Annotated in this window: 23 protein-coding genes and 1 pseudogene; 8 read left to right on the top strand and 16 right to left on the bottom strand. The window is 66.4% G+C overall.

All coding sequences use genetic code 11. From position 1 onward, the window contains the following. Position 1 precedes the first annotated feature (1 nt). The 3 genes from BEN49_RS03815 (at position 2) to BEN49_RS03805 (ending at position 2,571) form a co-directional block, all read left to right on the top strand. Positions 2-229, top strand: a complete 228-nt coding sequence (locus tag BEN49_RS03815) for a hypothetical protein (protein ID WP_070740989.1) — start codon at positions 2-4, stop codon at positions 227-229. A gap of 146 nt (positions 230-375) precedes the next feature. Beyond that, positions 376-903, top strand: a complete 528-nt coding sequence (locus BEN49_RS03810) for a GNAT family N-acetyltransferase (protein ID WP_070740986.1) — start codon at positions 376-378, stop codon at positions 901-903. Positions 904-969: 66 nt separating this feature from the next. After that, positions 970-2,571, top strand: coding sequence for a serine hydrolase (locus BEN49_RS03805; protein ID WP_070740984.1), 1,602 nt, complete (start codon positions 970-972; stop codon positions 2,569-2,571). 13 nt (positions 2,572-2,584) lie between these two features. Here the strand turns inward: BEN49_RS03805 and BEN49_RS29210 are convergent, their stop codons facing one another. From BEN49_RS29210 to BEN49_RS03795, 3 genes and pseudogenes are all read right to left on the bottom strand, one after another. Further along, the gene (locus BEN49_RS29210) at positions 2,585-2,860 is read right to left on the bottom strand and encodes a T9SS type A sorting domain-containing protein (RefSeq protein ID WP_158022736.1); all 276 of its coding nucleotides are present in this window, start codon (positions 2,858-2,860) and stop codon (positions 2,585-2,587) included. 361 nt (positions 2,861-3,221) lie between these two features. Continuing rightward, a pseudogene (locus BEN49_RS30765) lies at positions 3,222-3,713 on the bottom strand (matrixin family metalloprotease); the annotation flags it as partial. A 1,045-nt stretch (positions 3,714-4,758) separates the two neighbouring features. Next, positions 4,759-5,739, bottom strand: coding sequence for a glycoside hydrolase family 43 protein (locus tag BEN49_RS03795; protein ID WP_070740977.1), 981 nt, complete (start codon positions 5,737-5,739; stop codon positions 4,759-4,761). A 299-nt stretch (positions 5,740-6,038) separates the two neighbouring features. Here BEN49_RS03795 and BEN49_RS03790 point away from each other — a divergent pair, with 299 nt between their 5' ends. Beyond that, positions 6,039-7,853, top strand: a complete 1,815-nt coding sequence (locus BEN49_RS03790) for a M61 family metallopeptidase (protein ID WP_239691804.1) — start codon at positions 6,039-6,041, stop codon at positions 7,851-7,853. A gap of 543 nt (positions 7,854-8,396) precedes the next feature. On the opposite strand, the gene BEN49_RS03785 is transcribed toward BEN49_RS03790, so the two are convergent. Continuing rightward, a complete protein-coding gene (locus BEN49_RS03785) occupies positions 8,397-8,678 on the bottom strand; it encodes a hypothetical protein (RefSeq protein WP_125916486.1) in 282 nt (93 codons plus the stop codon). Positions 8,679-8,780: 102 nt separating this feature from the next. Here BEN49_RS03785 and BEN49_RS27550 point away from each other — a divergent pair, with 102 nt between their 5' ends. Next, positions 8,781-8,936 carry a hypothetical protein gene (locus tag BEN49_RS27550; RefSeq protein WP_158022735.1) on the top strand — a complete coding sequence of 52 codons (156 nt, stop codon included), beginning with the start codon at positions 8,781-8,783 and terminating at the stop codon, positions 8,934-8,936. Positions 8,937-9,279: 343 nt separating this feature from the next. On the opposite strand, the gene BEN49_RS28775 is transcribed toward BEN49_RS27550, so the two are convergent. After that, positions 9,280-9,843: an EamA family transporter gene (locus tag BEN49_RS28775; RefSeq protein ID WP_204376045.1), complete on the bottom strand. Its 564-nt coding sequence runs from the start codon at positions 9,841-9,843 to the stop codon at positions 9,280-9,282. A gap of 60 nt (positions 9,844-9,903) precedes the next feature. After that, complete coding sequence (locus BEN49_RS28770; RefSeq protein WP_204376044.1) at positions 9,904-10,149, bottom strand: DMT family transporter; 246 nt, start codon at positions 10,147-10,149, stop codon at positions 9,904-9,906. 258 nt (positions 10,150-10,407) lie between these two features. On the opposite strand from BEN49_RS28770, the gene BEN49_RS26550 reads away from it, so the two are divergent. Then, complete coding sequence (locus tag BEN49_RS26550) at positions 10,408-10,902, top strand: hypothetical protein (RefSeq protein WP_125916484.1); 495 nt, start codon at positions 10,408-10,410, stop codon at positions 10,900-10,902. 127 nt (positions 10,903-11,029) lie between these two features. Here BEN49_RS26550 and BEN49_RS03775 read toward each other — a convergent pair whose 3' ends face one another. Together BEN49_RS03775 and BEN49_RS03770 are read right to left on the bottom strand one after the other, a co-directional pair. After that, positions 11,030-11,479, bottom strand: a complete 450-nt coding sequence (locus tag BEN49_RS03775) for a GNAT family N-acetyltransferase (protein ID WP_070740971.1) — start codon at positions 11,477-11,479, stop codon at positions 11,030-11,032. Between the two features lie 98 nt (positions 11,480-11,577). Further along, positions 11,578-11,907 (bottom strand): hypothetical protein, encoded by a 330-nt coding sequence (locus BEN49_RS03770; RefSeq protein ID WP_125916482.1) that lies wholly within the window; start codon positions 11,905-11,907, stop codon positions 11,578-11,580. A gap of 629 nt (positions 11,908-12,536) precedes the next feature. Here BEN49_RS03770 and BEN49_RS03765 point away from each other — a divergent pair. Both BEN49_RS03765 and kduI read left to right on the top strand, forming a co-directional pair. After that, the gene (locus BEN49_RS03765; protein WP_070740967.1) at positions 12,537-13,307 is read left to right on the top strand and encodes an SDR family NAD(P)-dependent oxidoreductase; all 771 of its coding nucleotides are present in this window, start codon (positions 12,537-12,539) and stop codon (positions 13,305-13,307) included. Positions 13,308-13,516: 209 nt separating this feature from the next. Beyond that, complete coding sequence (kduI, locus tag BEN49_RS03760; protein ID WP_070740964.1) at positions 13,517-14,347, top strand: 5-dehydro-4-deoxy-D-glucuronate isomerase; 831 nt, start codon at positions 13,517-13,519, stop codon at positions 14,345-14,347. Between the two features lie 90 nt (positions 14,348-14,437). Here kduI and BEN49_RS03755 read toward each other — a convergent pair whose 3' ends face one another. The 8 genes from BEN49_RS03755 to BEN49_RS03720 form a co-directional block, all read right to left on the bottom strand. Beyond that, positions 14,438-14,929 carry a TOBE domain-containing protein gene (locus tag BEN49_RS03755; RefSeq protein ID WP_070740961.1) on the bottom strand — a complete coding sequence of 164 codons (492 nt, stop codon included), beginning with the start codon at positions 14,927-14,929 and terminating at the stop codon, positions 14,438-14,440. Beyond that, positions 14,914-15,441 carry an ABC transporter ATP-binding protein gene (locus tag BEN49_RS03750; RefSeq protein ID WP_070740958.1) on the bottom strand — a complete coding sequence of 176 codons (528 nt, stop codon included), beginning with the start codon at positions 15,439-15,441 and terminating at the stop codon, positions 14,914-14,916. Before BEN49_RS03750 ends, BEN49_RS03755 begins: the two co-directional genes overlap by 16 nt. A gap of 499 nt (positions 15,442-15,940) precedes the next feature. Next, a complete protein-coding gene (locus tag BEN49_RS03745; protein WP_070741010.1) occupies positions 15,941-18,328 on the bottom strand; it encodes a multicopper oxidase family protein in 2,388 nt (795 codons plus the stop codon). 358 nt (positions 18,329-18,686) lie between these two features. Beyond that, positions 18,687-18,926: a heavy metal-binding domain-containing protein gene (locus BEN49_RS03740; RefSeq protein ID WP_070740956.1), complete on the bottom strand. Its 240-nt coding sequence runs from the start codon at positions 18,924-18,926 to the stop codon at positions 18,687-18,689. Positions 18,927-19,005: 79 nt separating this feature from the next. Next, a complete protein-coding gene (locus BEN49_RS03735; protein WP_070740952.1) occupies positions 19,006-20,490 on the bottom strand; it encodes a heavy metal-binding domain-containing protein in 1,485 nt (494 codons plus the stop codon). After that, a complete protein-coding gene (locus tag BEN49_RS03730; protein ID WP_070740949.1) occupies positions 20,483-21,892 on the bottom strand; it encodes a heavy metal-binding domain-containing protein in 1,410 nt (469 codons plus the stop codon). The genes BEN49_RS03735 and BEN49_RS03730 overlap by 8 nt, the downstream gene beginning before the upstream one ends. Beyond that, complete coding sequence (locus BEN49_RS03725; protein WP_125916480.1) at positions 21,870-22,355, bottom strand: TolC family protein; 486 nt, start codon at positions 22,353-22,355, stop codon at positions 21,870-21,872. Before BEN49_RS03725 ends, BEN49_RS03730 begins: the two co-directional genes overlap by 23 nt. Next, a complete protein-coding gene (locus tag BEN49_RS03720) occupies positions 22,283-23,125 on the bottom strand; it encodes a TolC family protein (protein ID WP_083325732.1) in 843 nt (280 codons plus the stop codon). The genes BEN49_RS03725 and BEN49_RS03720 overlap by 73 nt, the downstream gene beginning before the upstream one ends. Between the last annotated feature and the right edge of the window lie 12 nt (positions 23,126-23,137).

Genomic DNA, 23,137 nt, shown 5'->3' with positions numbered 1-23,137 from the left:
CATGAAAAAGCTGCTGTTCCCTGGCCTGCTGGCCGCCCTGGTTTCGCTCTCGCTCACCTCCTGCGGCTCGTCGGCCGATGCCACCGACGATGGTGCCGCCGTGACAGCCCTGCCCCCGCTGCCCCCGGCCCCCGACTCGACAAAGGGCGCCAAGCAGCCCGATGCCCTGCGCGAGCTGAACTCAGTGAACGCCACCCAGGACATCAAGAAGATGCAGCCATCGATGTAGTTTTTCAGTTAGCAGTTGGCAATGAGCAGTAAACAATGCCCCCGCGGCGTTTTTTACTGCTCATTTTCGTTGCTGATTTCTGCCACCAACCCGGCGCTTGCGGGCCCTTTGCCAACCGTTCACCGACGACTGTTCCTTGCTAACTGATGTCCGATTCTCCCGTTCTCCGCCGCGGCACCGCTGCCGACTTGCCCCAGGTGCTGGCCCTAATCCAGGAACTGGCCGTGTACGAAAAGGCGCCCGATGCCGTGACCAATACCCTGGCCGCCATGCAGCGCGACGGGTTTGGGCCCCAGCCCATCTTCGGGTTTTTCGTGCTCGAAAACGCGGCGCAGCAGCTCATCGGCCTGGCCCTGTTCTACACCGCTTACTCCACCTGGAAGGGCCGCATGCTGTACCTCGAAGACCTGGTGGTGACCGAAACCGCCCGCCGCGGGGGCCTGGGCCGGCTACTGTTCGACGCCGTGGTGGCCGAGGCCCGCGCCACCGGCGCGCACCGCATGAAGTGGCAAGTGCTGGACTGGAACGAGCCGGCCATCGGCTTCTACCAAAAGCTGGGGGCCCAGATTGAAACCGAGTGGCTGAACGGCAACCTCGACGCGGCGCAGCTGGCCGCCTACGCCGTGGGCCCCGCCGCGCAGGCCGCCGCCGCTAATGCTTTGCCCAGCTTCTAGCGCCGGGGCCCTACCTTGGGAGCGCTAGTCGCTTGACGGCTAACGCCTCACTCCCACGCTCCCGCTATGAACCGACCCGGTATGCTCCGTTGGGCCCTGGCCCTGTGCACATCCTTTTCGGCCGCGGCCCAGGCCCCCGCGCCTGCCCCGTTCCCCGCGGCGGCGCCCGCCCCAGCCCTGACGCTGGATGTGGCGGCGGTGGACGCCGTGGTGGCGCACGCCTTGCAAGCCTTCAAGGTGCCGGGCATGGCGGTGGCCGTGGTGAAGGACGGGCAAGTGGTGCTGGCCAAGGGCTACGGCGTGCGCTCCCTCGCCACCAAAGCGCCGGTGGACGCCAACACGCTCTTCGGCATTGCCTCCAATACCAAGGCGTTTACCACGGCGGCCCTGGGTTTGCTCGTGGACGAGGGCAAGCTGCATTGGGACGATAAGGTGACGGACTACGTGCCCGAATTCAAGCTGTACGACCCCTACGCGACGGCCGAGTTCACGGTGCGCGACCTGCTGTGCCACCGCAGCGGCTTGGGCCTGGGCGCCGGCGATTTGATGTTCTTCCCGGACTCGACCGACTTCACCACCAAGGACATCATCCACAACCTGCGCTACTTCAAGCCGGTGTCGTCGTTCCGCACCAAGTTCGACTACGACAACAACTTGTACCTGGTGGCGGGCGAAGTAGTGGCGCGCATCAGCGGCCAGCCGTGGGCCGCTTTTGTGGAAGCGCGCCTGCTGAAGCCGCTGGGCATGAGCCGCAGCGCGGCCGGCTTTTCGCGCCTGCCCGACGCCACCAACGTCATCGACGCCCACGCCGAAGTGGACGGCCAGGTGCGGGTCATTCAGCGCGACCAGGGCCTGGTGACCGGCGCGGCGGGCGGCATCTACAGCAGCGTGAACGACCTGAGCAAGTGGGCCCTGATGCTGCTGGGCGGCCCGGGGGCCCCAGCCCCGCTGCTGAAGCCCGCCACCCAGTACGAGCTGTGGTCACCCCAAACCATTCTGCACGTCGGCCCGCGGCCTTCGCCCTACAACACGCACTTCGGGGCCTACGGATTGGGCTGGTTTCTGCGCGACGCGCGCGGCTACAAGGAAGTGTCGCACACCGGCGGCCTGCCCGGCATGGTGACGCAGGTGGTGCTGGTGCCCGAGCAGCACCTGGGCATCATCGTGCTCACCAACCAGGAAAGCGGGGCCGCTTTCCTGGCCGTCAATAATTTCATTGAGGACCAATACCTGGGCCTGCCCGCCCACGACCCGGTGGCGGAAATGGTTGAGCGCATGAAAGGCTACGGCGGCGGCTACGACCGCGACCTGGCCACCGCCATGAAGCAGGTGGCCCTGGCCCAAAAAGCCACCCCCAAGCGCCCGGACTACAAGCCGTACCTCGGCCGCTACCACGACGCCTGGTTTGGCGACGTGACCCTCGCCGCCCAGGGGCCCCAGCTGTGGCTGCGGGCCGCCCGCTCGCCGCGCCTGGTGGGCCAGCTGCTGCCCTACCGCGGCAATACCTACGTGGTGCGCTGGCGCGACCAAAGCTTCCACGCCGATGCTTTTGCCACCTTCACGCTGGACGAGCAGGGCAAGGCCACGGGCCTGAAAATGAAGCCCGTTTCCGAGCAAACTGACTTCAGCTACGACTTCCAGGACCTGGACTTGCAGCGCGTGCCGTAGGGCCCCGGTGGCCTTACAGCCGCAGGAATTTGCGGCTTTGGTTGTTGCCCTGCCCATCCTGCCAGCGGAAAATGTAGAAGCCCCGCGGCAGGGCCCCCACGTCAAACGTCAGCACGTTGAGGCCGGGCTGCACGGCGGCGGCGGCTAGCCGGTAGCGGCGGCCCAACTCGTCGTAGATGCTGTAAGTGAGGGCCGTAACGTTGGCCGCGGCCGGGTACTGGAGGCTGAGCTGGGTGCCGGTGACGGGGTTCGGGAACAGGTCGGCTACCGGGGCGGCGTCGGGGGCCACGGGCAGGGGCGCGGCGTAGTCGCGGGTGCCGTCGGGGCGCAGCAGGGCCAGGCGGTAGTACACGAGGCGGGTGGCGGGCCGGGCGTCGGTTACCTGATAAATGCCGCCGGGGGCCCCCAGCGCCACGGTGGCCACGGGCTGCCAGCCGGCGGTGGCCGCGGCGGTGTCGAGGCCGGCGCTGCGCTCCACCACGAAGCCGGCGAGGAAGCACTCGGCCTGGGTGGTCCAGCGCAGCACGGGGCCCCGCCGGTTTCCACGGCGGCGCTGAGGGCCGTGAGCGGGGCCGGCAGCAGCGCCGGCCCGCCGCAGCCGCGGTGCGGAAGCTGCGGGTGCGCAGCACCTGGCGGCCGCCGGCCACGTCGCTTTCGGGGGCCAGGCGGCGCGAGTTTTGGCCCCGGGCCACGGCGTAGTGCATGATGGCCCCCGGCCGGATGAGGTGGCTGAGCTGCTGGGCGTGGCCCAACTCGTGCACCGCTACCGTCTCAAAATCAATGGCCAAGCCCACCGCCAGCGCCGGCCCAAACTGAAACGCTGCCGCGGTGCTGAACTGCATGTCCACCTCGCCCACGTAGAACACCACCGAGCGGTCGGCCGCAAAACAGCCCTGGTAGTAGCTGGTGGTGCGGCCCAGCACGCCGGCCGGCAGCGCGGCGCTGGCCAGGTCGAAGGCCACGGTGCTACGGCCGTCGCTGGCGATGTCGTTGGACGGGGCGGCGTCGCCCAGAGCCCAGTTCATGCCGGTTTGGCAGCGCCAGTTGGCCAGGGCCCGCTGCCAGGCCGCGCCGGCGGCGGCGTTGTCGCCAAAGTTGGGGGCGAGGCGGAACGTCAGGCCGCCCAGGCCGTTGGTGGCCACATGGTTGGGGCGCTGCACGGTGGGCACGGCGTCGGTGCTCTTCACGTTGCTAAGGGCGTACACCACCGTGAGCAACTGGGGGCTGGCCCCCACCGTACCCCCGTCGGGCGTGACGCGCACCAGCCCCGAGCCGGCCGGGTGTCCGCCCACCCCCGTCGACGGCACCCGCACTTGGATAACGCCATCGGCCCAGGCCAGGTAGTCGGCGGCCAACGGCTGCTCGAAGGTGCGCCCGCCGTCGTCGGCATTGGCAAACTCCACGAAGCCCGCGCCCCGCGCCTCGCCAAACCCGCTGCCCCGGATGGTGAGCACCGCCCCGGTGCCGGCCGTGAGCTGCGCCGGCTGAATGCCCGAAATGGTGGCCACCGCCGTGCCCTTGGCCGCGGCCAGCTGGTGCCGTTGGGCAGCGGCCAGGGCGGGGTTGGGCTGCAAGGTGTGGCGCACACGGGCCCCCTGCGGGTCGAGGGACTGGTAGAAAGCGGCGTCGATGGCTGGGTAGGCGCGCACCGGGTCGGCGGCGGTGGCGTGGGCCAAATCGTAGGCCACGAAGCCTTGGGTGCTGCCGTAGGCCGCGTAGGTAGGCCCCGCCAAGTCTAGCCCGGGCCACGGAGCAGGCGTTAAAAACAGCACGCCCTGCTGGCCCGGCGCCAGGCGCAGCGTGTTGGTAAGCACTTGCTGATCAAGCCCCAGCTGGCCGCCTTCGGTCACCACCACCAGGCCGGCGGTATCGGCCACGCTGCCCTTTAATAGGCTGAACACCCGCAGCCGGTGCCGGGTGAATAGGTGCCGGTGGCCGCCGTCCCAGAAGCTTTGCGCGGTCAGCACCTGGGCCTCCAAGATGAGCGGGGCCCCGGCGGCCCGGGCGGCGGGCGCCGAGCGCACAGCCCGCAGGCAACCTCAGCAACTTTGGGGGCGGCGGGTCCCCCCGGGTCCTGGGCGGCGGCGGGCCCGGCGAGAGCCCCGGCGGCCAGCGCCAGCAACGCCGCCTGGCGGCAGGCATTCGTAATAGAAAGCGGCATAAATAACGGCGCGGGGGTGGGAAAGCCTAAGGTACGAGGGGCCCGGCGGGCGCGGGTTGCGGCTGCCACGAGGGGCCCCCACCGGCCACGCGCGGCCAGCCGTCGGGGCCATATTCGAGGCGGTCGAGCAGCAGGACGCGGCGGGCGTAGCCTTCCGAATCGTCGATGGCGGCGAAGGTGGGTTGGGCCGGGTCGATGGCGTGGTAGGCCAGCCAGTCGTGCCCGGCGGCATCGGTCACCACGCAGTTGTGGCCCGGCGCCAGCCAGTGCGCGTTGGCCGCCACCACGGGCGCTTGCTGCACCTCGTAGGGCCCCAGGGCGGCGTGGCTGCGGGCCACCAGCACGGCGTAGTGCGCGTGGGGCCCGCAGCAATTATCGCCCGAAAAAAACAGGTAGTACCAGCCGTCGTGCCGGTGCACCCAGCTGCCCTCGATGAGCCGGTGGTAGTTGGCGGCATCATCGGCCGGGCCGCTGGGCCAGATCAGTGCTTGCGGCTCACTATCCGGCGCGAAGCTCACCCGGTCTTCGGCCAGCGCCTGCACCCACAGGGGCCCGAAGCCTGAGCCCCAGTACAGCAGGCGCTGGTTGGTGGCGGGGTCGTCGTAGGCCATCGGGTCGATGCAGGTGAAGCCGGGGCCCCGGCGCAGCGGCTGGCCGGCGTCCACGAACGGGCCGGCGGGATTACCGGCCACGGCTACGGCCAGCGCCAGGGCCCCGTCGGGTGCATCGTCGGGCCGGGCCGAGTAGTACAGGTAGTAGCGGCCGGCGGCGTGGCTCACGTGGGGGGCCCAAAATTTCTGGGTGCCGGCGGCCCAAGTGGGCTTCTGCGGCAGGGCGTCGCCGAGGTGCTCCCAGGCCACCAGGTCGCGCGAGCGGGCCACCTGGATGTTCACAATCTGCCCATCGGCCAGCCGGGTTTGGGTGCCATAGGCGTAGTACCAGCCGTCGGGGGCCCCAATCACGGTGGGGTCGGGAAAGTTGTCGTCGAGGATAGGATTAGTGTACATTTTTGGGAAGCGAGGAGTGGGAAGTGAAGGGCGGGTAGTGGGGCCGGGCTGCCGGCTTTTCGCCGGCTGCCCGGTAATCGTTGAATCGTTGAATCGTTGAAAATTGCTGAATCGCAACCAAACCGTGGCGCGTCCCCGCCCGGCAATTACCGCGGGGAGCAGCAACGATTACCGGGCAGCCGGCGAAAAGCCGGCAGCCCGGATCGGGGGCCCCTGGCCTGCTTACGCAGCCCGCGGCAACCTGCGCCGCCCCTGCCGTTCTTTGTACCTGCATTTTCCCATTCATTCCCGTTTTTTCTTTGAAAACCTCCTTTTTCGGCCTTGCCGCGCTACTGCTGGCGGCGGCCCCCGCCATGGCCGCCCCGGCCCCCAAAGAGCTGACCTACACCGTGAGCATGGACCCCGCCGCGGGGCCCCACCAGTTCCAGGTGCGGCTCGAAACGCCCAAGCTCGGCAAGGAGCAGGCCGTGTACCAGTTTGCCGCCACTGCGCCCGGCACCTACCAAGTGATGGACATGGGCCGCTACGTGCGCCAGTTCGAGGCCTTCGACGCCAAGGGCAAGCCGCTGGGCAGCAAGCAAATCGGCCCCAACCAGTGGGAGCTGGCCCAGCCCACCAAAACCCGCGAAATCCGCTACACCATCGCCGAAACCTGGGCCACGCCCGTGCCCGAGCACAACATCTACCGCATGTGCGGCTCGTCGCTCGAGCCCGACCACGCCCTCGTGAACGGCCAAACGGTGCTCGGCTACCCGCAGGGCTGGCAGGCCAAGCCCCTGCGCCTTAAGCTGAACCACCCCGCCGCCTGGACGGTGGGCACCGTGCTCGTGCCCGACGGCGACGGCTACTTCCACGCCAAAAGCTACGACCAAGCCGTGGACTCGCCCATCCTGCTCGGCAACCTCACGAATGCTAAGACCAAGGTTGGCAACGCCGACGTGGCCCTGTACTGCTACTCGGCCACCGGCTTGGTGCAGGCCACGCCGCTGCTGGCCGACATGCAGAAGATGCTGGGCGCCGCGCAGGTCTTCCTGGGGGGCGACTTGCCGGTGAAGCGCTACGCGTTCCTGTATCTGTTCAGCGACAAAAGCGCCGGGGCCTGGGAGCACTCCTACAGCTCGGAATACATCATCCGCGAAGGGGCCCTGACGCCGGAATTTGCGCAGAACGTGGTGGACATCGCCGCACACGAGTTTTTCCACATCGTGACGCCGCTCAACATCCACTCCGAAATCATCGAGCACTTCAACTTCGTGAACCCCACCGGCTCGCAGCACTTGTGGCTTTACGAGGGCGTAACGGAGTGGGCCTCGCACATGATGCAGCTGCGCGGGGGCCTGGTGCCGCTCAACGACTACCTGGACGTGCTCCACAACGAGGAGCGCTTTGACCGCACCCGCTCCGACACCACGTACTCGCTTAGCAAGCTGGGCCTCAACTCGTTCTCCGACGAAGGGCAGCGCCAGTACGGCAACATTTACCAGCGTGGGGCCCTGACGGCCAGCGCCCTCGACCTGCGCCTGCTGGAGCTGAGCCACGGCACCCGCGGCCTGCGCGACGTGCTGCTGCAGCTGGCCAAGAAGTACGGCCCCGACCGCCCCATCAGCGAGCAGAATTTCTTTCAGGACTTCACGGCCCTCACTTACCCCGAAATCGGCGACTTCTTCCAGCGCTACGTGCAGGGCACCGAGCCGCTGCCGCTCAAGGAGTACTTCGGCCGCATCGGCATCCGTTACGATGCTGTGCTGCACACCGGCCGCCAACTGGCCACCCTGGGGGCCCCCGTGGCCTATCAGGTGCGCGGCGACGAGGTGTACTTCCGCCAAGTGAGCCCGGCCCTGCAAGCCGCCGGAGTAGCCGCCGGCGACCAGCTCACGGCCGTGGACGGCACCGTTATCGACCGCCGCAACTACGCCGCCGCCCTCGACAAAATCAGCGCCCGCCCCGCCGGCGCCGACCTGGCCCTGAGCACCCGCCGCGCCGGGGCCCCCGCCAAAGACGTACGCGTGAAGCTGACCGCCGCCGAGGACATCCAACGCTACCGCTTCGCCCCCGACCCCGCCGCCACCCCCGACCAACTGGCCGCCCGCGCCGCCTGGCTGAAAAACCTGTAGTACCCCAGCCCCGCGCCAGATCCTGAAAAGGCACCCGTCTAGCCGGAATTAGTCCGAGCATTTTTTCTCAAGGCAGGGGCCCACTGGTAGCAACCAGCGGGCCCCTGTTTTTATGGCTTGTGCACGCTCGCCAGCACAAAGGGCGCGGCGCCGCATCCGCGCCGCTTGGCCAAAGCGCCCTTCGGGCCCCGGCCCAATCCTCAAAAAGCCTCAGTCGCGTTAGCAGCCGGGGCTTTTTTGAGGGTTGGGCTTTTGTTATTAAAAGGCATTGGCTGCCATACCGGGCCAAAAGCCAATAGCGCCTGATAGTAGCCGCAGTAAAGAATGAATTGATGGCTCAATATAAGTTTTGCAGGTATGAAGCACACACAATTATTTTATATTTCAGCAAGGCCAACCTTTATCAATTTTATGGGTCGGCTTGTATTGCTCTGCCATTAATTAGCTCAGGCGGTGGGACACACCTGCTAATCCGAGTACCGTTAATAAAAATACCCCCGCTTTATTTAGAAGCGGGGGTATTTTTATTAGAATCCGGTAATGCTATTCTGCCGACTTCTTGGGGCGGCCGGGCTTTTTGCCCGTTACGCTGGAAGCGTCACCTGCGTTTTCGGCTTTAGGAGCCCGGAGCTGGCGCGGCTTGCGCTCTTTTGGGGTGGCCACGTAATCGTCGGCGAGCACGTTTTCCATATCGCCGAGGGCGCCTTGCAACGCATCCAGCGCGCTCGTCACTTTTTTCAGGGCGCGTTTCAGGTCCGCCTTCACTGCGTCGGCCTGCTGGGCAGACTCAACTACTTTCTGAAATTCATCAAAATTTAAAGCCATGTTGTCAAAAAATAAAATTACGCAATTATTGTGGGGCAAAAGTAATGCAAACGCGCACTAAATCGACACTTATTTTTACTACGAGTAAATTACCGCAACTGGTTGAAACTGGATAAAAAATGTGCAGCTTTTGCAAAAGCTGCGCGCAAGTACCGCGCTAATATTGCCACTACCAACTGGCCCGGGCAGTGGAATCAGTTATTCAGCGCCGGTTATTATTTGGGCGGGCGGCGCAACTTATTCAGCAACTACGGCTAAAATCAGAAGCAGATGAACGGCTGGATTTCGGCCAATTTAACTTGAACGACCCGCCAGATAACGGCCGTGACGAGGACGGCCTGGATAACGACCGACTAGGCGCTCGAACTGGAAGGTGAAGCCGTCGGGCACCATGGGTAACAGCCGCCGCCCACCACTGGGCCCAATAGCGTGCGCAATAAAAAGACCGTAACCATAAATAACAACCGTAGTACGGCCCCGAAGTAAGCAGGATGACGCGGAGAAGCTTAGTCGCAGGCGTCGAGGTCCCGCCAACGCCTGCGGGCCGCGAAATAATTTACGCAGGCAACCCGCACCGAATCGTGGCCCGTGGGGCCCTGGCCTATTCGCTGGTGAGCACCGGCTGGGGGTGCTGGGCGGTGAGGGTGGCGCCCGCGCTGGCCACCACAATAAAGCCCACGGCCAGCCACTGCCCCACCGTCAGCCGCTCGCCCAGCAGCAGCCAGCCCGACAAAGCCGCCGCCACCGGCTCCAGGCTCATCAGGATGCTGAACGTGCGGGTGGGCAACGACCGGAGGGCCTGCATTTCCAGGGAGAACGGCAGGACGCTCGAAAACAGCGCCAGCAGCCCGCCCAGCAGCAGCAGGTGCGGCGTGAGCCCCAGCAGGCTGCCGCTGGCCACCCCGAAGGGCAGCACCGGCAGCGTGGCAAACAGCATCCCGACCGCCACGGCCACCGGCCCGGGCAGCACGGCGGCCGTGCGCTTGCCCAGCACAATGTACACGGCCCAGCACCCGCCGGCGGCCAGCGCGAAGCCCAGCCCCAGCAGGTCCACGCCCGCGCCGTGCCACGGGGCAATGAGGGCAATGCCAGCGGCGGCCAGCAGCACCCACACGCCGTCGAGCCAGCGCCGCGAGCCGGCCAGCGCCAGCCCAGGGCCCCACAAACTCCAGCGTCACGGCCAGGCCGAGCGGCACCCGCGCCAGCGCGCAGTAAAATAGGAAGTTCATGGCCCCAGCGCCAGGCCGTAGGGCACCACGGCCCGCCACTGCGGGGCCCCCAGCTGCCCTAGCCGGGGCCGCACCACCGCCAGCAGCACCAGCGCCGACAAGCCGATGCGCAAGCTGGTGGTGCCCGCCGCCCCCAGCACCGGAAACAAGCCCTTGGCAATGGCCGCGCCGCCCTGCACGCTCACAATGGCCAGCAGCACGGCGGGCACAGCCGGCAGCGAAAAACGAACAGAACGCGGCATAACGGAACAAGGCAAACCGCCGCAACCCCGGCGGCGCAAGCGCGGGCAAAGGTCGGCCGCCCGCCGTGCCCCGCCCAAACCCCGTGGGGCCCCACGGTAGCATCACCCCGCAACGGGAGAAGCCCCAGCTGCTGATGCGACCGGGGCTTCTCACGTTACGGAACTCACCAATAAGAACCTGTTAGCTGTATAGTTTCGACTTGCTGAGTAAGTATGATGCCGAGTATTTATTTATGACATTGAATTTATCTTTCTTGCATGAAAGACTCTTTTGCTCAACTCCTTCCTGCAAGTCTGGTAATTTTCTTCTTGCTGCTAGCAAGTTGTGAGCATTCGACCCACCCAACCGAAGTGGTTGAACCACTCAGCACAACGTTAATAGGGCGCTGGCGCTACGATTCTACTGGGGCAGCTTTCTACAATTCCCGACGTGAATTCAGTAACAAATTTATGGCCCCCCTGCCTGCTAATGCTTTGCTCACGATTGGGCCTACTAGGTGGAATTATTCCGGTAGCTTACACGAAGAGCACTCTTACACTCGTCAAGGAAATAATCTCCTAGTTTATCGAATTGGTGACTCTCACTTGGCCGACCTTAAGTATATCCATCAAGAAGAAATTGGCAAGGTGATAGGAAATCCAAGCGAACTTACGATTACTACCCTCTCGGCGCACCAATTAGTCGTCCGAGACAGCACGATGGATTCCGACCGTTCTCTCATCCGTGTTTGGCGGTCTTACTATTCGCGTTAAAAAAGACTTATACCAAAACCTTATTATAGAAGTTCAACACGTATATCCTGTTTCAATAATTCATATACAGCGTATTACAAATCAACTAGCCTTTCTACAACCAACTCAATTTGAACTGTGCGCCCCGCTACGGCCGCAGCATGTGGATGTGTGGGATGTCGTCCTCCAGGTACTCGTCGCCTACTTGCTCGAAGCCGAAGCTGCGGTAGAATTCGCGCAAGTAAAGCTGCGCCCCGATTTGGATGGGCTGGGGGCCCCACTGCGCCGCGCACCGGGCCAGGGCCTCGCCCATGAGCTGCCGGCCCAGGCCGTGGCGGCGAAACGCGAGGGCCACCGCTACCCGCCCGATGCTGGCCTCGGGGTAGCTGCGGCCCACCGGAAACAGCCGGGCGTAGGCCGCCAGCTCGCCAGTTTCGGTGCGGCCCAATAGGTGCAGAGCTTCGGCGTCGTGGCCGTCAATGTCTTGAAAGGCACAGGTTTGCTCCACCACAAACACGGCGCTGCGCAACTGGAGCAGCGCGTAAAGCTCGGGCACCGACAGGGCGGCAAACGGCTGGAGGGTCCAGGCAAGGGTCATGGGCGGGGTGCGGGGTGAGGCGCAAAGATGCGCCGCCAATGGGGCCCCGGGGCCCCATTGGCGGCGCGGCGCGCCCGTTGGCACCCGGCTGGGCCGGCTTAGTGCAGCGAGGCCAGGTACGTCAGGTTGGAGCCCAGCAGCCCGCTGTTCACCAGGTCCTGGAATTTGGCAAACTGGGCCTCCGTGAGCACCGGGCGCAGCAGGGCGGCCAGTTCCTCGGGAGTAGGCGTGCCCAGGGCGCGGGTTTTGAGCACTTGCTGGATGGCCAGCGCCTGGCGGTCGGGCACTCGCAGCGTGGCTACCAGGAAACGCAGCAGCGGCCGGGCACCTTCGCGGTGGGGCCAGGGCCCCGGCAGGGCGCGGGGCGCGGCCACCGCCGCACCCAAAAAAGAAAGTAACAGGCACACAGCAAGTAACGTAGCTTTCATAGACGGCAAAAACGGGGCGTTGAAGAGAAAACGTACCAACTCGGCGGCTGCTTACCGGCCTGTTTCCGCAGCGGTTGGTGTGTTAAAATTGCGCACGAAACCCCACCGGGGCCCGGGTGATTAGACGGGCAGCGGCGAAAACCCGGCCAACGGCGCCCGGGCCCCGGCGAACCAAACCGTGCCCCGGGCCGCCGGCCGCCCCCGGCACGGTACAGCCCGGGCTGAGCATTGTGCAACGGCAGGCGCGCTTACGGCGAGCGATGATTGGGCAGCGCAGCGCACCGGGTGCAGGCTGACAACCTGCCCAAATCAGCACGCATTTTATCTTAACTATTTGGCATTAAACCATATATTGCCTCACCAACAAATGACTGGGGTGTTCTGCATTTCATTTTGGGGATGCGCTGGCAGGGCCCCGGCGCCTTCTTGGCCTGGCCCAGCGGGTTTGGTGGGTTCGCCGGGCCAAGTTTGGGCCTCGCGGCGCGGAGGCGCGGGCCCACGGCCTGGCGGAAGCAAGGATTTGGGCGCGGCCAGGGCCGCGGACTGGTTGGCCCGGCAGCGGGCAATACATTTGCCCAACCCCAGCCGCCGCAGCTGGGGCCCAACGTCCCACCTTTTTCAGCTTTCCTATGTCGCTTTCCGCGGCCTTCGACCTCGCCGGCCAAACTGCCCTCGTCACGGGCTGCAACCGGGGCATTGGCCTGGCAATGGCCGTGGGCCTGGCTGAGGCCGGCGCCAACATCGTGGGCGTGTCGGCCTCGCTGGCCGCCGACGGCGGCGAAGTGGGCCGCCAGGTGCGGGCCCTGGGCCGGCAGTTCAGCACCTACCAGGCCGATTTCAGCCAGCGCGCCAGTGCCGATGCGTTTACCAAGCAGGTGCTGGCCGACTTCCCGGTCCTCGACATTCTGATTAACAACGCCGGCACCATCCGCCGGGCCCCCGCCGCCGAGCACCCCGACGCCGACTGGGACGACGTGCTGGCCATCAACCTCGACGCGCCCTTCCGCCTGGCGCGTGCCGTGGGGGCCCGGATGCTGGCCCGCGGCCGCGGCAAAATCATCTTCACGGCCTCGCTGCTCACGTTTCAAGGCGGCATTAACGTGCCGGGCTACGCGGCCAGCAAGGGCGCCATCGGCAGCCTGGTGAAGGCCCTGGCCAACGAGTGGGCCGGCCGCGGCGTGAACGTGAACGCCATCGCCCCGGGCTACGTCGCCACCGACAACACCGAGGCCCTGCGCCAGGACGCCGACCGCTCGGCCGCCATCCTCAGCCGCATCCCCGCGGGCCGCTGGGGCCAGCCCGACGACTTCAAGGGCCCCACCGTGTTCTTGGCCAGCGCCGCCGCCGACTACGTGCACGGCACCATCCTGACCGTAGACGGCGGCTGGATGGGCCGGTAATTGATTGAATTGTTAATCATTTAATAGATAACAACAGCAGAAAAGGCCGTCATGCCCATCTGGCGTCCGCGCAGCCGAAGCATCTCTACTGCGGCAGTAAACCCTAGTCAGTTACGCGGTAGTGCTGCTTCGCTGCGCGCTACATGACTGCCTTTTTGCACGACGTTACTCTTTCCACCGACTTTCTCTTGCGTTCCTTCCCTACCGAAATGACCCAACGCTATGCCATTGGCCCGCGCGAAACGGCGGCCATGAACACCGCCGAGCTGCGCGAAAATTTCCTCATCGAAACCCTGTTCGTGCCCGGCGAGGTGACGCTCGTGTACACCCACTACGACCGCATGGTGGTGGGCGGCGCCGTGCCCACCGGGGCCCCGCTGGCCTTGTCCTGCCCCGACAACCTGAAGGCCGATTTCTTCCTCCAGCGCCGCGAGCTGGGCATTCTCAACACCGGCGCCGCCGGCACCGTGACGGTAGACGGCACCGCCTACGCGCTGGGGCCCCAGGACTGCCTATACGTGGGCCGCGACGCCCGCGACGTGCAGCTTGCCAGCGCCGACGCGGCCCAGCCGGCCCGCTACTACCTGCTCAGCACGCCCGCCCACCGCGCCTATCCCACCACCCGCCGCACCCAGGCCGAGGCCACGCCCGTGACGCTGGGGGCCCTGGAAACGGCCAACCAGCGCACCATCTACAAATACATTTACAACGAAGGCATTACGAGCTGCCAGCTGGTGATGGGCCTCACGCAGCTGCACCCCGGCAGCGTGTGGAACACCATGCCCGCCCACACCCACGACCGGCGCATGGAGGCATACCTCTACTTCAACCTGCCCGAGGGCCAGCGCGTGCTGCACCTCATGGGCCAGCCCCAGGAAACCCGCCACCTGTGGGTGGGCGAGGGCCAGGCCATCCTCTCGCCGCCGTGGTCCATCCACTCGGGCTGCGGCACGGCGGGCTACACCTTCATCTGGGGCATGGGCGGCGAAAACCTGGAGTACACCGACATGGACCCCGCCGCCATCAGCGAGCTGCGGTAAGCAGTTAACTTTTGAAATTATTATAAAGCCGTTAGGCCATCCTACAGCGTGCTGTAGGATGGCCTAACGGCTTTATTTAGTTATCCTTTTTCACGCAGCAGGCTCGGCGTCGTCCGGTATTTCCCAGCCGGCGCCGGGGGCCAGGGCCACGTACACCGCGGCGCCGGGGGCAGGGGCGGCCGTGGTAGCGAGCAGGCGCACGGCGGTTTCGGCCAACTGAATTTCCAGTTCGTAATGGCTGCCCATGAAGCGCACGGCTCGAACCGTGCCGGCCGCGCCGCTGCCGGGGGCCCCAAGGCACAGGTCTTCGGGGCGCACGAGCAGGGCGGTGCCGGCCGCTGGGGGCCCCGCGTCGGGCGCCAGGGCCCGGCGGTCGGCCCCGCGCACCAGGTAATAGTCACCAAACAACGCGGCGGTGTAGGCGTCGGCCGGCTGGCGGTACAGTTGCGCCGGAGGCCCCTGCTGCACCAGCTGGCCGCGGCGCAGCACCAAAATTTCGTCGGCCCAGGGCAGCGTATCAGCCGCATCGTGCGATACCAGCACGCTCGTGATGCCCAGGCGCGTGCCTACATCGTCGAGCACGGCGCGGAGCTGGCGCTTGTGGGTGCGGTCGAGGTTCGAGAAGGGCTCGTCGAGCAGCAGCAGCTGCGGGGCCCCAGCAGCAGCCGGGCCAGGGCCACCCGCTGCTGCTCGCCGCCCGAAAGCTGGTCGGTGCGGTTGGCCAGCAGGTGGTCGATGCGGCAGAGGGCGAACAGGGCCGGCGCGTCGGCGGCGGGGCGGGCCTGGGCGTAGCGCAGCACCTGCTCCACGCGCAGGTGCTGCGGCAGCTCGGAGCGCTGCGAGAGGTAGGCCACGCCCGGGTGGCCGGCCACCAGCACCTCGGCGGGGCCCCGCACGCGGCGGCCGGCCACGTGCACGGTGCCGCTGCTGGGCTGTACTAGCCCGGCAATGAGCTGGAGGAGCGTGCTTTTGCCAGCTCCGCTCTCACCGGCCAGGGCCAGGCGCTGCCCGGCGCGCTGCCCAAAGCTGAGGGGCGCCAGCACAACCCGGCCGCGCTCCGCAAGGCCGAGGCCCGATACCGTTAGCAAATCCATTCGGGCAACCTGAAAAAGCGAAAAAAGCGAAGTAGCCGGGCAAAGAACGGGCTCCTGGGCCGTAGCGCCCGCCCCAGCCGCGGGAACCAGTGCTCACTAGGGCCCCGCGGGCTACTCGGGTGGTCGACGGCGTTGGCGGTGGCTGGTAGTGGCGGCATGGCCACTCCGGCCCTGCTGGGTACCGCAGCCACGGCCCTTACCAGGCAGGGCAACAGTGCACCGCCCACAATAAGTACCAAGTGCCACTGGTACATTACGGCTGATGCGGCAGCGGCCCAGCAGTTTCTGGATACTAAAGGCACCATTACAAACGGCAGTACTTGCCTGCGGGCGGCCGTTAACACGCCCTAGGAAACCCGGCCGGTTACCCTGCCGCCGGGTACGCGACAGTTGTTTGTGTGCGTGAACAACGACAACTACACTACGGATGCTACGGCTACGCTCAGCGTGAGCGCGTTAATTCAGGCTTGCCGCTAAGCCGATGCAGAGGAAATTGAGGCTAGTAAATGAAGCGCAGGCCCGCCCCCCAGCCGTAATTGCTGTCGTAGTTGCCGGCCAGGGCCACGTACTTGCCCAGAATGTAGCTGCTGCCGAGCCGGTACTCGCGGTCGGAGTTGACCATGAGGTCGGCGCGTAGGTGGCGGGTAATGGGCAGGCCGTCGCGCTCCAGTTGCACGCGCATTTTGCCCTGGTGGTCGAGGCGCAGGTCCGACCACACGAGTAGGGGTAGGAAGTAGCGGATGCCCACGCAGGCCACCTGCCGGAAGTCCTTGGAATTGCCGCTGCGCGTGGGCTGTCCAGGCGCGTCGGTGGCTGTGTTGGCCCCGCCACGCGTGTTGTTGCGAATGTCGGTGCCCGCGTACACGGCCACGAACTGCTTGGGCCCCAGGTAGCGCTGCACGTGGGTTTCGGTTTCGTAGGAGCCGCGGTAGTTGAAGGCCGCATCGGCCCGCAGCAGCCAGTACGAGTTGCGCACACCGCCCTGGGCAAACACGCCCTGGCTGAAAGCATCGACCCGCCCGTAGGGAAACAGGGCCCGGTCTTCGGCCGTGAAGCGGGCCACTTGCCGGGGATTAGCCAGGGGCACGGCCGTGTTGGCGTAGTGCACGATGCGGGCCATGCCCGAGTTGAGGTGGTAAAGCAGGTGGCAGTGGAAAAACCAATCCTTCTCCTCGTTGGCGTCAAACTCGATGGTGACCACATCCATCGGAGCCACGCTGAGCGTGTTTTTGAGCGGCGAGTAGTCGCCCTGCCCGTTCAGCACCCGAAAAAAGTGCCCGTGCAGGTGCATGGGGTGGCTCATCATGGTGGTGTTGTGCATGACGAAGCGCACGGTTTCGCCCTGCTTGATTTCAATCTTATCCGCGTCGGAGAGTGTCTTGTTGTTGATGCTCCACACGTAGCGGAACATGTTGCCGGTGAGGTACAACTGCACCGTGCGCACCGGCCGGTCGGCTGGGATGGCGGTGGGCTGCGGAGCCTTCAGCATTTCGTAATTCAGCAGCGTTTCGTTGGGAAAGGCCGCCTGCAACTGCTTGTGGCCGGTGACGAACGTGCCGAGCGGGGCTTTTTTCATGCCGCCCATCTTCATCCCAGCCATCTGCATTCCGTCGCTGCCGGCCATTGCCATGCCGGGCATGGCGGACTTATCGAGTTGACTGTGAGCGCTACTATCCATGGGCATGTTCAGGCCGGGCATGGCGGCCGGCTGGCTTTTCGGGGCCCCAGCCATGCCCTGGCTATTCATGCCCGGCATATCGGGCATCGGGGCGCTGCCGGCGGCGGCCACGCTGGGCGGGGGCACGTGGGCCGGGGCGCGGCCCATGGTCATGCCTTGCATCTGGCTCATCATGCCGTTCATCTCCTTCACCAGCTGAAAATAGTCGATTTTGGGCAGGTCAGGGGCGGCGTGCAGCGGGCCGGTGCCCAGCAGCAGGCTGGTGTGCTTGGCCATGTCCCAGGAGGTAGCGCGCAGCTCATACTGGCCGGCGGCGGCGGGCAGCGTCACTTCCACGTCGTAGGTTTCGGCCGTGCCGATGAGGAGCTTGTCCACGGGCACGGGCTGCACGTCAACGCCATCGGCGGCCACCACGCGCATTTTGCCGCCCGCAAACTGCACCCAGAAATAAGAAGCTGCCGAACCGTTAATCAGCCGCAGGCGCACCGACTGGCCGGGGGCCAGCGGGGCCGCGCGGGTGGGTTGGCCATTCACCAGGTCGGATTGGTAATACACGTCGGCCAGGTCCATTTCGGGCATGCGCTTCCACTCCTGGCGCAGCTTGGTGCCCAGGTTGCCGGTGGCCAGGGCCAGGCCGTAGCTCTGCACCGAGCCGCGCTGGATGGCGTACCAGTCGGTTTCACGCTTGAGCGAGCGGAGCACTTCCCAGGGGTTTTCCTTGGTCCAGTCCGATAGCAAGACGACCTGGTCGGGCAGGGCCAGCGGCGTGGGCGGGTAGATGACGATGGCCCCGTACTGGCCCAGCTGCTCGTTGAGGCGGGTGTGCGAGTGGTACCAGGAGGTGCCGTGCTGCTTGAGGGCAAACCGGAACTCGTGCACCTGGCCGGGCTCAATCAGCTCCGTGTTGAGCATGGGCACGCCGTCGTAGCGGTTGGGCAGCAGCAGGCCGTGCCAGTGAAACGACACCGTTTTGCGGGTTTGGTTGTGGAGGTAAATCAGGGCCGTGTCGCCTTCGGTGAAAGTGAGCGTGGGCGCGGGAATGGAGCCGTTGGTGGCCAGCGCGTGGTTGCTCACCCCGGCAATGGTCCAGGTGGTGTCGCGCACGTGCAGGTCGTAGCGCACGAGGCGCGGCGCGCGCGCCGCCACGGCGGCGGGGGCCGCGTATAGCGCACTGTAGGCGGCCGGGGCTACGGGGGCCTGGGCTCGCACGGGTAGGCTGTCCCCTACCCCCACAGCCAAGGCCAGAACCCACGAATAAAGAGTCAGTCGGCTAAAGACGGCGGAGAGATAATCAGACATACTAACTAAAAGAGCATTACAGAAAAGTCAGCCAGGCGGCGGTGAGCAGGCAGCGGTTATGACACCCGGTCTCCATCCGGCGACAACCTATTGTGTGCCAGCAGAATGTACCGAGTAACCGGGGCCCTGTCAGCACACGTTAGCAATACAGCGAGCCGGTAGCCGAATGCCGCTGGATTGAGTAGCAAAAAGGGAGAGTAGTCTACTACCGTGCGAGGGAGCTGTTTTGCTAATTCGCCCCCTCGGCTGGTATAATTCGGGCCGGCGGCTACTTTTTTACCACCAGGTCCATGCCGCACTTCGGGCACTTGCCGGGCTGGTCGGCCACTACTTCGGGGTGCATGGGGCAGGTGTACTGCGTAGCTAGGCCGGCGGGGGCGGCCGCACTGTCGGGAGTTGCCGCCGTGGTGGGGGTAGTCGTGGTGGTTTCGGCGCTCTTGTTGCCCGAGCAGCTGGTGGCGAAGGTGAGGCTGGCCAGGGCCAGGGCGTAGGGGAGGAACTTGTTCATGGGAGTAAGGAAAAAATGAAAAAAGAGAAAAATGATTGATTAACAGCTTGAAATGGGGTTGAGAAAATAGGTTGAGGCGCTACATGGCCATGCCGCTCATGTGGTCGTCGCCGGCTCCCTGGCGCAGGGTGAACTCGCTTTCCAGCAGGTAGGCCCCGGCGGTCACCACCGCGTCGCCGGCTTGCAGGCCCGCCAGCACCGGCAGGGCGGTGGCGGTGCCCTCGCCGAGGCGCACCCGCACCCGCCGAAACTGCCGCTCGCCGGTTTGCTTCCACACGTAGCTCAGGGCCCCGTTGTGAATAATGGCGGCCGGGGGTACGCGAAGCGTCGTGCTGGCGGGGGTGGCGGTTGGAAGGGCGGCGGGGGCCGGGGCGGCGTCCAGCAGTACGTTGGCCTGGGCCCCCGGCTGGAGGCGGCCGGCGGGGTTGGGCACCTCGATGCGGGCCAGCGTCAGCTGGCTGCTACCGCTCAGCTCGGGGCTCAGGAACACGACTTTGCCCCGCACCGGGTTGGCCTGGCCGGCCACCTGCACGGCCACCGTCTGGCCGAGGGGCAGCCGGCCGGCCTCGGCCGGGTAGAGCTGCGCTTCTACCCACACACTGCTTAAGTCCGTGAGGGTGAGCAGCGGGGAGCCCTCGGTTACGTACTGGCCCTGCACGACAGCGAGGGTTTGCACCGTGCCGGTGCGGGGGCTGTAGTAGGTCACCAGGGAGGTAGGCTTGCCACTGCGGGCCAGCTGGCGCAGCTGCGCGCCCGACACGCCCAGCAGCCGCAGCTTCTGGGCAGTGGCCTCCGCGAAGTGGCGGTAGGTGGGCTCGGCTACCTGTAAGTCCTGGGCCAGGGCCAGCAGGTACTCGTGCTGCAAGGTTTGCAGCTGCTCGCTGTAGACCGCAAACAAGGGCGCGCCCCGCCGCAGCACCTGCCCGGTCTGGCGCACGTACAGCTGCTCGACGCGGCCCGCCACCCGGCTGCTGATGCTTTCGGTGCGCTGGGTATTGGCCGTTACGGTGCCCGTCAGCACGGCCTGGGGCGCGGGTGCAGTTGGGGCAGTAGCGCTGCGCGGGGCGCTAGAACCAATTTGCTGCGTTTGAATATTGCCCAACGCGACCTGCTGGGCGGTGAGCACGAGGTCGGTGCCCGCGGCCGGGCCGCCGGGCATAGCGGCCATTTCGGCGGCGGTCATCTTTTGGGCCGCGGGGCGGGCCGAGGTTTTTACCAGGGCCATGCCGCAGATGGGACAGTCCCCCGGCTTGTCGGCGTGAATTTGCGCATGCATTGGGCAAGTGTAGCTGGCCGCCGCCGGGGTCCCGGCCGTCGGCTTTTGGTCGGCTAGCGGCGACACCGCCACCAGGTGCATTTGGCAGATGGGGCAGTCCCCCGGCGCGTCGGCGTGGATTTGCGAATGCATCGGGCAGGTGAAATAAGCCACCGGCCCAGTAGTTTGGTCGGGGTCGGGCTTGGCCTGCTGGCAGGCCGCCGCACTGAGCAGCAGCCCGGCCAGCAGCAGCGTCAGCCACGGCCGCCGTCGGGTTTGCCGGGGCTTTCCGGGAAGTAGCTTAGTCATGAGCAGCGGGGGTAGGGGCAGCGTCGGCAGTTCGAATAAAGCCTTCGCTGTCAATGAGATATTGGCCGTTGGCGGCCACGTCTTCGGGGCCGGCGAGGCCGCGCAGCACCTGCACCTGGCTGGCGGTGCGCTGGCCGACCTGCACGGCCACCGGCACAAACGTGGCCCCGCGCCGCACGAAGGCCACTTGCCGGGTGCCTAGGTCCACCACGGCGGCGCGGGGCAGCCAGAAGCTCCCGGTGCCGGCCGGGGCGGCGGTGGGCACCAGATGCCCGGTCAGACGCTGGCCGCGCCGGAGCCGGCCCTGCGGGTTGGGCAGGTACACCCGCACGGCCGCCACGCTGGCCCCGGCACGAAACTCGGGCTCCACCAAACCGAGGCGGGCCGTGCGGGGCGGCAGGCCGGTGCCTTCGGCCACTACGCGCAGCGGCTGGCCGGGGCGTAGCTGGGCCAGCTCAGCCGGGGTGGGCTGAAAGAGGCCCCACACCTGGTCGGTGTTCACCACCTGAAACAGGGTCTGGCCGGTGCTCACGTAGGCCCCTTCCGTGAGGGTGAGCGGCTGGGGCTGCACCGGCCCGGCCGCCGAGTTGCCCGTTGGTTCGCTGGGTCCGCCGGCATTCATGCCCGGTTCGGGGCTGGCATTCATTCCCCCGGCGGTAGCGGCGGCCGGAATAGATACGGCAGCTGCTAGCGTTTCCACCACGTAGCCATCGTAAGGGCTGAAAATAGCTACCCGGTAGCTGGCCCGGTGGGTGCGGGCCAGCGCGCGCAGCTGCGGGTCGGTCAGGCCCAGCAGGCGCAGTTTTTGGCGGGCACCGTTTACCAGCGGCGCGTTATCAGCGTCGTTTTCCAGCAGGAAAAGTAGCTCCTGCTCGGCCGTGACCAGCTCGGGGCTGTAGAGTTCGAGTAGCTTCTGCCCCCGCCGCACGGGTTGGTAGTTGAAGCGCACCGCCAGCTGCTCGATGCGCCCGCCGAAGCGGGCCGCCACCGCCCGGCTGCGGCGCGGGTCGTAGTCCACCACGCCCGGCAGGGTGAGCGTGTCGGCCGCCGTGCCGTCGGCCACGAGGCGCACCGTGGCCACGGCCGCCAGCACGGCCGCGTTGGGGGCCTGGCTGACCGTGCCCAGGTCGGTGGGCGAAACGGCGGCGGCGGCATTATCGAGCACCTTGGGCACCAGGTCCATGCCGCAGATGGGGCAGCTGCCGGGGGCCTCGCGCACAATCTGGGCGTGCATAGGGCAGGTGTACTGCATGGCCACGTTGGTGGCCACTGGCGGGGTTTGGGCCACGTTGGCGGGACCGTGGGCCTGGCCGTGGCAGCCCACCAGCAGGGCCCCTAGGGCCCCCAGCAGGGCGGCGGCTACCCGCCGGCGCACGGGCTTATTGCTCAAGTTCCTGGTCATAGCGCACGGTGAGGGCAAGGAGTTCATTTTGGGTATCGAGTGCTTGCAGGCGGGTCCGCAGCCATGTATCGAGGGCTTCGACCACGGCGGGCAGCTGGGCGGTGTTCTGCTGGTAGGCCAGCAGCGTTACCTGATAGCTTTTGCGCAGGGCGGGCAGGATGCCCCGGTCGTAGTTATCAACCAGCTCGCGCTGGGTGAGCAGGTCCGATTGCAGGGTGCTGAGGCGGCCAGCCGCGTCGTTGAGCAGGCTGGCCCGCTGCTGCTGCACGGCCCGCGCTTCCAGCCCTAGGGCAGCGGTGTTGGCTTTGTACTCGCGGGCGGCCCAGGGCACGAAGGGCAGCGTGACCATCCCCATGACGGTGAACTGATTGGGCGTGCTGCCGAGGCCGTTCATGTGGTCGTAGCGCACCCCAAAATCGGGCCGGCGGCGGCTGGCCTCGACCTGCTGGCTGAGGCGCACCACGCCAGCGACTGGTCGAGGCCGCGCACGTCGGAGCGGCGGGCGGCCAGGGCGGCCGTGTCGGCGGGGCCCGTGCCAGGGGGGGTAGGCAACAGCGTATCCACGGCAAACTCGGTGGCGGGGTCGCGGGCCATGAGCGCGTTCAGGGCGATGGTGCGCTGGCGCAGCTGGCCGTAGAGCGCGGCGTGGTCGTTGGCGTGCATCGCCACCCGCGCCTGCACCTGGTAGATGCTGGCCAGCGTGGTCTGGTTGTAGGGGTAGCGGGCCTGGGCGATTTTCAGCAGGAAATCCAGCAGGTAGGCGCTCTGGTCCAGCACCCGCAGCTTTTTTTCCAGCACTATCCGCTCGTAGTACAGCGTGCGGGCCCGGGCGCGCAGCTCGTTGAAGCTGGCGGCCTGGTCGGCCTGCACCACGGCGGCCTGGCCGGCCAGGTAGTCGCGCTGGGCGCGCTGCTTGGCCGGGTTGGGCAGCATCTGCTCCACCGACACCATCTGCATCCCCATCCCCTGCCCGTTATTCAGCTCCTTGATGGGGCGCTGGTTGTAGGGCGTCATCCAGTAGCCGGCGCTCACCTTGGGCGCTTCCCAGGTGGTGGCCCCGGCCACGGCGGCCTGCTTGGCCTGGGCGCGGTAGTCGTACTGGCGCAGGGCGGGGTTGCGCTGGCGCACGGCCCGCAGCACCGAGTCGAGGGGCAGTACGCGCTGGGCAGAGGCGGGCACCGCCAGTAGCTCCAGCAGCCCCGTAGCGAACATCATCCGAAAGAAATAAGCCATAGAAGCTAGAAG

The sequence above is a fragment of the Hymenobacter coccineus genome, assembly GCF_001816125.1.
GTDB lineage: Bacteria > Bacteroidota > Bacteroidia > Cytophagales > Hymenobacteraceae > Hymenobacter > Hymenobacter coccineus.
This window is presented reverse-complemented; position numbering and strand designations above follow the sequence as displayed.